Annotated in this window: 9 protein-coding genes; 6 read left to right on the forward strand and 3 right to left on the reverse strand. The window is 43.4% G+C overall.

Translation table 11 applies throughout. The annotated features are described in order from the left end of the window. The first annotated feature begins 78 nt into the window (after positions 1-78). Genes B3182_RS01060 through B3182_RS01070 form a run of 3 tightly spaced genes read left to right on the forward strand, consistent with a single transcriptional unit; the run spans position 79 to position 1,908 of the window. Entirely contained in the window at positions 79-411 is a 333-nt protein-coding gene (locus B3182_RS01060; RefSeq protein ID WP_292354530.1) for a hypothetical protein, read from the forward strand. Positions 412-450: 39 nt separating this feature from the next. Further along, a complete protein-coding gene (locus B3182_RS01065) occupies positions 451-966 on the forward strand; it encodes an SRPBCC family protein (protein ID WP_292354685.1) in 516 nt (171 codons plus the stop codon). 6 nt (positions 967-972) lie between these two features. Beyond that, a complete protein-coding gene (locus B3182_RS01070; RefSeq protein ID WP_292354532.1) occupies positions 973-1,908 on the forward strand; it encodes a YncE family protein in 936 nt (311 codons plus the stop codon). Between the two features lie 31 nt (positions 1,909-1,939). On the opposite strand, the gene trmL is transcribed toward B3182_RS01070, so the two are convergent. Continuing rightward, on the reverse strand, positions 1,940-2,404 hold the full coding sequence (trmL, locus tag B3182_RS01075; protein ID WP_292354534.1) for a tRNA (uridine(34)/cytosine(34)/5-carboxymethylaminomethyluridine(34)-2'-O)-methyltransferase TrmL: 465 nt from the start codon (positions 2,402-2,404) through the stop codon (positions 1,940-1,942). A 2-nt stretch (positions 2,405-2,406) separates the two neighbouring features. Further along, the gene (locus tag B3182_RS01080) at positions 2,407-4,014 is read right to left on the reverse strand and encodes a LysM peptidoglycan-binding domain-containing protein (protein WP_292354536.1); all 1,608 of its coding nucleotides are present in this window, start codon (positions 4,012-4,014) and stop codon (positions 2,407-2,409) included. Positions 4,015-4,337: 323 nt separating this feature from the next. Between B3182_RS01080 and B3182_RS01085 the strand changes: the two genes are divergently transcribed. From B3182_RS01085 to B3182_RS01095, 3 genes are read left to right on the forward strand one after another with little or no spacing between them, the layout of a single operon-like run. After that, entirely contained in the window at positions 4,338-5,141 is an 804-nt protein-coding gene (locus tag B3182_RS01085) for a DUF2797 domain-containing protein (protein WP_292354686.1), read from the forward strand. A gap of 5 nt (positions 5,142-5,146) precedes the next feature. Beyond that, a complete protein-coding gene (locus B3182_RS01090) occupies positions 5,147-6,166 on the forward strand; it encodes a quinone-dependent dihydroorotate dehydrogenase (protein ID WP_292354538.1) in 1,020 nt (339 codons plus the stop codon). Position 6,167: 1 nt separating this feature from the next. Further along, positions 6,168-7,010: a mechanosensitive ion channel family protein gene (locus B3182_RS01095; RefSeq protein WP_292354540.1), complete on the forward strand. Its 843-nt coding sequence runs from the start codon at positions 6,168-6,170 to the stop codon at positions 7,008-7,010. Here the strand turns inward: B3182_RS01095 and B3182_RS01100 are convergent. Beyond that, the coding region (locus B3182_RS01100) for a hydroxyacylglutathione hydrolase C-terminal domain-containing protein (protein WP_292751188.1) at positions 7,007-7,189 on the reverse strand (183 nt) is incomplete at its 5' end. The two genes, B3182_RS01095 and B3182_RS01100, sit on opposite strands and share 4 nt — an antisense overlap.

Here is a 7,189-nt window from a genome sequence, read left to right on the forward strand (position 1 = left end):
TGATGTGAGTCATCTGCTCTATTTTGCTAATGCAGACAATCTGTACGATAAGTCGAGATTTTATTGGAGCAAAATTTAATGAAAAAATTTTTAAAAACCGTTGTTATTTCTGCATTCATTGCCCTGTTCTCTCTGAACATTGCCTATTCTGAAGAGGCGTTAGCGTTACCTGTAGGTGAATTTGAGTTTGTGAAAATGTTTTCAGGTAAAGATTCTGGTTTTGTAAGAGAAAAACTGGGAGAGCCTGCAGAGATAGTGAAGCGAGAAAATGAAAGTGGAACGGTAGAGTTCTGGATTTATAAAAATATAGTTAAAGTTGGCAATACTGATAAAACATATAAATACACACAGGTTGGAATTATAAATAATTATATTGAGACTCTAGGTAATACAAACAGAAGTCCTAAGTAAATTTATTTTTTGATGAAAAAAGGTTAGAACGTGAATAAAATGATTAATAAACTATCGCTGGCAAGTTTGGGTTTAGTGCTCTTAAGCAGCAGTGTCTTCGCTCATGGACCAACGCCACAAAGGGTTGATGAACACATTACTATTGATGCAGAGGTTGCCACTGTCTGGCAAAAAGTTAATGCTTTTGACCAATTGGATAAATGGCATCCGGCAGTGGAATCAATCACCATGCAGGATGAAACGACAAGAATCGTGACCTTAAAGTCCGGCGGTGAAATTACCGAAAGTCTTGATGAATCAGATGCGGATCGTCATTACATCGGATACCGTTTATTAAAGGAAAATATTGAAGCCATGCCTGTCAGCTTTTATACGATTGGTATCGAAGTAGAGCCAAATGACACCGGAAGTAAAGTAAGTTGGAGTGGTCGTTTCTATCGTGCTGATACCGGCAATTTTCCGCCGGAAAATCTGAATGATGAAGCCGCTGTTAAAGCCATGACAGAATACGCAAAGACAGGGCTGGAAGGTTTAAAAGCCAGCTTGGAAAAATAATCAGTGATGTCCATTAAACCAATTGTTTTTTGCCTGGGAATATTCCCTGCTGTAGCACTGGCTGACGATTTTTATATCAGCAGCCAGTCCGGGAATCATCTTTCTCTATTTGATTCAAAAACAGATGAAATAACAAAAGCGGTAGAGGTTTCTAGTGGTCCGGTAATGGTTGCTGTCGATAAATCCAATGACGCTATTTATCTCTCACATCCTGAGCAAGGCAAATTGTCAGTAATTGATTTGAATAGTTTTGAATTGATCCATGAGATAAAAACAGGTGGTCAGCCTTTTGCTATGGTGCTTGATAGCCAAAAGTCTCAACTTTTTGTGACGGACTGGTCCAGAAATGCATTATTAGTGATTAACACTACCAGCAGGCAATTGGTGGACCTACTTGCGGTTGGGGAGAGCCCTGCCGGGATCGCAATAGATCCCGATGGACGCAAGGTGTTTGTGGCAAACCGTGAAAGCAATTCTGTAATGGTGCTTGATGCTGATACGCCGGACCTGCATGCAACCATAGAAACGGGTGAGCGTCCTTATGCAGTTGCCTTTAATCCAATTAATGGTCATCTGTACGTTACTTGCGTGAAAGATAATTCGCTGACAGTAATTGACACGAAAACCTATGAAAAAATTGCTGATCTCCAACCGGGTAAAGCGCCGTATGGTGTTACGGTGAGCGATGACGGAAAGCAGTTTTATGTTGTGAATCAGAATGACAACACGCTGGTGGAGTTTGATGCGGTAAGTCTGCAAATAACGCAGACGATCAAAACCGAAAAAATGCCGGAAAGTGTTGAGCTATCAAAGGATCAACAGCATGCTTACATCATTAATTGGTTTAGTAACTCATTATCGATTATTGATTTACAGCAAGGAAAACAAACCAGCTCAATCCCACTTAAGGAAGGGCCACGCAAGATTAGTCCGGCTCAATAGAAAATAGAAATCTAAAATCAGGAGCGGTATTTTATACCGCTCCGTTATAGTCCAGCTGTCGCCAGGCTTCATACAGAATAATGGCCGTAGCATTGGAAAGATTCAGGCTGCGGCTTTCTGGATACATCGGGATCCGAATTTTCTGCCTATCAGGCAAGTTGTCCAATAGCGTTGCTGGCAATCCACGTGACTCGGGACCAAACAGCAGAATACTTTCATCGATAAAGGTTGCCTGATGGTGAAACTGTTTCGCCTTAGTGGTGCAGGCAAACAAAGGTCGATTTTGCTGCCATTGTTGAAATGCTGCAAAATCAGCATGCACTTTTACCGGTGCAAATTCATGATAGTCCAGTCCTGCTCTTCTCAGACGTTTATCATCCAAAACAAAAGCCAGTGGCTCAATCAGATGCAGTTGTGCACCTGTGTTGGCGCATAGTCGGATAATATTACCGGTATTGGGCGGGATTTCAGGCTCATAGAGCGCGATGTGTAACACGATTAACTATGGCTGATCTGGATAGTTGGATCGACGTACAAGGTCAGTTTTTGTCCTGGCTGCAATAAAGTGCGATCACTTAAACCATTCCATTCCTTAACTTTATCCACCGTAACATTAAACTTACGTGAAATGGTCCAAAGTGAGTCACCATTACGAATAGTGTAATTGATGGCTTTTAGCTTAGAAACAGTTTGAGTGGGTTGCCAGATAATCAATTGCTGGCCTGAATGTAAAACATCCGAAGGGGTTTTTTTATTCCATTGGGTTAATTCAAACACATCAACAGTATGCGCTTTGGCAATGTTCCACCAGGTATCACCCGCTTTGACCGAATAATTAAATTTTTTCCCCTGCTGCAATTTCTGTTTCGCCAGAGCATTTGCCTCAGCTTCATCAGCCAGAGCAGTGGAAACAGGTATTAACAGGTGAGCTCCAGCACGGATAAAATTGCTGTTAATTTTATTCGCTTTTTTCAGCTCAGCAACCGTCGTGTGATGCATTGCGGCGATTTTGCTCAGTGACTCTCCGGGTTTTACTTCATGGCGTTTCCAGCGTAGCAGATCTTTTTCCGGAATATCCATTAATGCTGTTTCAAATGCACTTGCTTTGGTCGAAGGCAGTACCAGTTCATGGGGGCCTTGTGGTGCCGTTGCCCAGCGATTAAAGCCCGGGTTTAACAGATAAAGCTCATCAAGTGTGATATCTGCCAGATTGGCAGCGAGAGATAAATCAATCTGGCTACCGACATTTACTACGCTCAAATAGGGTTTGTTGGCCACTGGCGACAGTTGTAAGTCATATTGAGCAGGTTGTTTTACCAATTCTGCTACGGCCAATAATTTAGGTACATAAGCTGTGGTTTCTGCAGGCAACTCCAGCGACCAGAAGTCAGTCGGTAAACCGGCTTCTCTGTTACGTTTGATGGCACGACCTACTGTACCTTCACCGGCATTGTAAGCGGCTATGGCAAGTTCCCAATCGTTAAAGTCGTTATGTAACTTTTGCAGATAGTCCAGGGCCGCATTGGTGGATTGAATAACATCACGGCGACCGTCATACCACCAGTTCTGTTCCAGTCCAAATACACGGCCAGTAGCCGGAATAAATTGCCAGATACCGGCCGCTTGTCCAGATGAGAGTGCAAAAGGCTGGTAACCGCTTTCAATAATTGGCAATAAAGCAATTTCCAACGGCATATCGCGACTTTCAAGTTCTTCAACAATGTAAAAAAGATAGGGTCGAGCACGTTCGACAACTTTGTTGAAATAATCTGGATGGTTGGCAAACCAGGTAAGGCGACTTTGAGTTTCCGGATCCAGATCCTGATATTCAGCCAGTTGATAACCATTACGAATACGTTGCCAGACATCAGTGACTTTAGGATCAATTTCCGAATCTTCAAGCACCGATAAATCCAAATCCAGTGGACTCAGCTGTGTCAGCTGATTTTTTTTCCAGTTGGTGTGTTTTGTTAATGGACCATGAGAGGTTTTCTGAGACGGTTCTGCGCTGACAGTTTCAGTATGTTTGGGGGTTGTGCTACAGCCAGCGAAGAGTACCGAAAGCACTGCAAACAGGGGCCATAGACGATTTTTAGTTTTTAACATAAAGGTTTATCATAATGTCGTAAGCACATAATTGTGCTCAATATATACCGGAATAAACGGTTAAAGACCAGTCTTTAACTGCCCGGTTGTTTCTGCCCGCACCTGAATTCTCCTTATTTCAACGTCAATTCCTGAGTGCTTGTTTATTTTTCAAAGCTACTTCTGCTAAAGCGCAATAACATTTATAGAACAGTGATGAATTGAGCCTTTTGAATAAATACCTGACAGTGGATAGGTCTGGCTGTCCTGCTACGTTAAACTATCCTCTAATTTGAAATTAAAGGTTTCGCTACGTGACAGAATTTGCAGGACAACTAAACAAGATGCAGGCGACCCTGCCGGAAACTGATGGGCCAGTAAATTATCAAATGATTTTGGGTGAACATCAGATCCCGATGAATCCACTTATTGGAACGAATATACAGCTGATTTATGCGGGTGAGATTCGTTGCCAGAACTGCCAGCGAATGACCAAGAAAAGCTATAGTGGTGGGTTCTGTTTTCCCTGCTCACAAAAACTGGCGCAATGTGATTTATGCTTTATGAAACCTGAGTTATGTCACTTTGCTCAAGGGACCTGTCGTGAACCTGAGTGGGGTGTTCAGGTGTGTATGCAGGACCATATTGTTTATCTGGCGAATAGTTCAGGGATCAAAGTGGGTATTACCCGAATTTCGCAAATGCCGACACGCTGGCTGGATCAGGGAGCAACCCAGGCGTTGCCCATTTTTCGAGTGAGTAGCCGTTATCATTCCGGTTTGGTTGAAGTCCTGTTTAAAAATCATGTTTCGGATCGCACTGACTGGCGAAAAATGTTGCGCGGCCCTGCTGACACAATTGATCTGGCAGAGCAGCGTGATCAATTACAGGCTGAATGTGCCGATCAAATCCGGCTTTTACAGCAGGAGTTGGGTGAGGATGCCATCACCACACTGACAGATGGAAAAACCCTGGAAATAAGCTACCCTGTGCAGCAATATCCAGAAAAAGTCAGTTCTATGAATTTTGATAAAACACCTGAAATTGCCGGTAAATTATTAGGCATAAAAGGGCAATATCTGATTATGGATAAAGGCGTTTTAAATATCCGTAAATTTACGGGCTACCAAATAACAATGAAGGCTTGATTTGTATGTATCCGCTGCTACGAAATTTGATGTTTAAACTGGATGCTGAAACATCACATCATCTGGGCATGAACAGCCTGAAGTGGATGGAAATGTCTGGATTGTTGAGGCTGCTAATGCCCAAAATGCCGACGGTACCGGTGCATGTAATGGGATTACGTTTTCCTAATCCAGTGGGGTTAGCTGCAGGTCTTGATAAAAACGCTGACTACCTGGAAGCTTTATCTGTATTAGGTTTTGGTTTTATTGAAGTGGGTACTGTGACACCTCGACCTCAACCGGGTAATGCCAAACCCAGACTTTTTCGACTTCCAGAAGCACAGGCGATTATTAACCGAATGGGCTTTAATAACCTTGGTGTAGATCATTTACTGGAACAAGTTCAGGCCGCTCAAACTGATGCAATTATTGGTATCAATATTGGCAAAAACGTTGATACGCCGGTTGATAAAGCGCTGAATGACTATTTGATAGGATTGGAAAAATCTTATCCTCATGCCGATTACATCACTATCAATATCTCATCTCCTAATACTCCCGGTTTACGTAATCTGCAATTTGGCGAAGCACTGGATAATCTTCTGAGCGCTTTGAAAAATCGTCAGGCGGAACTTGCGGAAGAATTTCAGCGTTATGTGCCGATGGCGGTCAAAGTTGCACCGGATTTAACCCTGGAAGAAGTTCAGCAACTGTCTGAATGTTTCAGCCGGGTCGGGATTGATGCCGTGATTGCCACCAATACAACGCTTTCCCGCGAAGCTGTCGCAGGCTTGGCTCACGCTGATGAAGCTGGTGGCTTGAGTGGTAAACCGGTATTTGCCAAATCGACAGAAATTGTTCGACAATTCCGACAGGCTTTACCGGCTGATATGCCGATCATTGCTGCTGGTGGCATTATGAGCGCAGAAGATGCGATGCAAAAGCTGGAAGCGGGTGCTCAACTGATACAAATTTATAGTGGTCTGATTTATCAGGGACCAAAATTAATTCAAGATATCGTCAAAACCATTCAAAAGAGGAGATAACATGGAAACCGGAACAGGCAGCGTCATTGGTGACATTCTGCTGAATATTTTCTTTGCCGCTGTCATTGTCATTGTGGGTCGCACAGTGGTTAGCTGGTTAGTGAAGCTGTCTCGAAAAATTATGGTCCGGGCCAATATTGATCCGATCCTGATTAATTTTTCCAGCTCGATCATTAATATCCTATTGTTGCTGTTTGTGTTGATTGCGGCCTTGGATCAATTGGGTGTAAACACCACCTCGATGATAGCCGTACTGGGTGCTGCCGGCTTAGCTGTGGGATTGGCGCTAAAGGATTCATTACAGAATTTTGCTGCCGGCGTAATGTTGATCATGTATCGACCATTCAGAATTGGTCACTTTGTAGAGGTTGCTGGCGTACTCGGTATTGTTGAGCAAATCACTATCTTCAACACTGTGATGCGAACACCGGATAACCGTGAAGTGATTGTGCCCAATGGCAATATCTATGCAGGTGTTATTACCAACTACTCAGCCCGAGATACCCGCCGCATTGATATGGTGTTTGGTATCGGATATGACGATGATTTGCTCAAAGCCAAACAAATCATCACCGATATCGTCACGGGGCATGAATTGGTGCTTAACGATCCCGAGCCGATTATCCGTGTGGCCGAACTGGGCGATAGCAGCATTACTTTCAATGTCTGGCCATGGGTTAACGCATCGGATCTGGCCACAGTAAGAGCAGATCTGATCGAAACCATCAAACTGGCGTTTGATGCAAACGGCATCAGTATTCCCTATCCACAAATGGATGTGCATTTTAATAATGTAGATGCTGCCAATGAATCAAGCCAGACTAAAAAAGATGAATCAGCCTAGAAATCATCCTTCCAGGCGCGTAATACCTTAAATACCGCCAAAGGCGAATCAAGCGGCTGATCAGCGTAAGCTTCAGCCGCTTTTTTTATTGCGGCATCATCACACCGCAAAAATGGATTGGTGCGTTTTTCCACTTTTAGCTCTGATGGTACGGTGGCGATCTGCTGTTCTCTTAACGC

The organism is Methylophaga sp. UBA4204 (genome assembly GCF_002379485.1).
Lineage (GTDB): Bacteria > Pseudomonadota > Gammaproteobacteria > Nitrosococcales > Methylophagaceae > Methylophaga.